Genomic DNA, 1,409 nt, shown 5'->3' with positions numbered 1-1,409 from the left:
GGCTCTTGGTAGTTATGTGTGGGTGCGTTCGGGTAGGTCGGGGCGGTATCCGCCGAGGGCGAGGAGTGCGAGGGAGATGAGGTTGTGGGGGTGTTTGAAGCCGTAGGCGAGTCGGGTGAGTAGTCGGATTTTGGTGTTGGTGGATTCGGTCAGGGCGTTGGACAGGCCGTGGTCGAGGGTGGCGTGGATGGTGGGCAGTTCGGTGCGGATGGTGCGGGCGAGTTTGACGAACTCGGGTATCCGGCAGCGCGCCGCCCAGGACAGCCACTGGTCCAGGGCGTGTTTGCCGGGGTGGCCGCCGAGGGCGAAGACGTGTCGGAGTCCTTCTTTGAGCAGGTAGGCGCGGTGTAGTCGGGGGTCTGTTCTGGCGATCCAGGCGAGTTGGCGGTGTTGGTGGTCGGTGAGGTTCTCGGGGTTCTTCCACAACGCCCACCGGGATCGTCTGATGTGTTGGGCGGTTCCGGTCGAGGCGGGGCGGCCGCGTTGGTCGGTGCGGGTGCCTCCTGGTCGGTGTCGGGCGGTGTTCCAGGCTTGGCGGCGGATCTGGTCGAGTGCGTCGGTGGCCCACTTGACCACGTGGAAGGGGTCCGCGCAGCGGACCGCGTCCGGGCAGTACCGTGCGACAGTCCGGGCGATCCAGGCGGCCGCGTCTGCGGAGACATGGGTGATCCGCGCGCACCGGTCGGGCCCGAGTAGCTCGAAGAACGCGGCCAGCGTCGGTTTGTCGTTGCCCGGCGCCGCCCACACCAGCCGACCGGTGTCGTGATCGACCACCACCGTGAGGTACTTGTGGTGCTTTTTGTAGGAGATCTCATCGATCCCGATCCTGCGCAACCCCGCCAAGCGGTCCACCCGGGCGTCGATATCGGCCCGGACCCGGGAGACGATCGCACCGACCGTGGGCCACGCGACACGCATCAACGCCCCGACCGTGCTCCTCGACGTCGTGGTCGCCAACCACGCCACGGTGTCATCGAACGCACGGGTATGCCCGGCCCCGTGCCGCGCCCAGGGCACCGCGGCCACCACGACCCCATGCTCACGACACCGCACCCGCGTCGCGTCGGCCTCCACGAACGCCCGCACCGCCCCCAAGTCCAGCGCACGCCACCGCCGCCGCCCACGACCGGCGTCATACCGCGGACACCGCCGCGCACACACCCCGCACCGGTCACGATCCCGGGCCCGGACCCGCACCGCGACCACCACAACCCGCTCGACCTCATCGAACTCGACCGACTCCACCACCGCCGGATGCGCACCCAACAACCGACCCCATACCCTGACACCGGGCACGTCGTTCTCCGTCTACCTGGTTCCTGTTCCTCGACAGCTCAGAAACCTAGACCCAGCAACGACGTGCCCCCCAACTACCAGGGCACACCACCCACACATCAGTACGAAGAGCC

The 1,409-nt window shown here is 68.1% G+C and carries 1 protein-coding gene; it reads right to left on the bottom strand.

What is annotated here, in order from left to right:
* Positions 1-12 precede the first annotated feature (12 nt).
* Positions 13-1,296 carry an ISL3 family transposase gene (locus tag ACZ6SD_RS32900; RefSeq protein ID WP_465320932.1) on the bottom strand — a complete coding sequence of 428 codons (1,284 nt, stop codon included), beginning with the start codon at positions 1,294-1,296 and terminating at the stop codon, positions 13-15.
* Positions 1,297-1,409: the final 113 nt, after the last annotated feature.

The organism is Actinokineospora sp. NPDC051303 (assembly GCF_055586285.1).
This window is presented reverse-complemented; position numbering and strand designations above follow the sequence as displayed.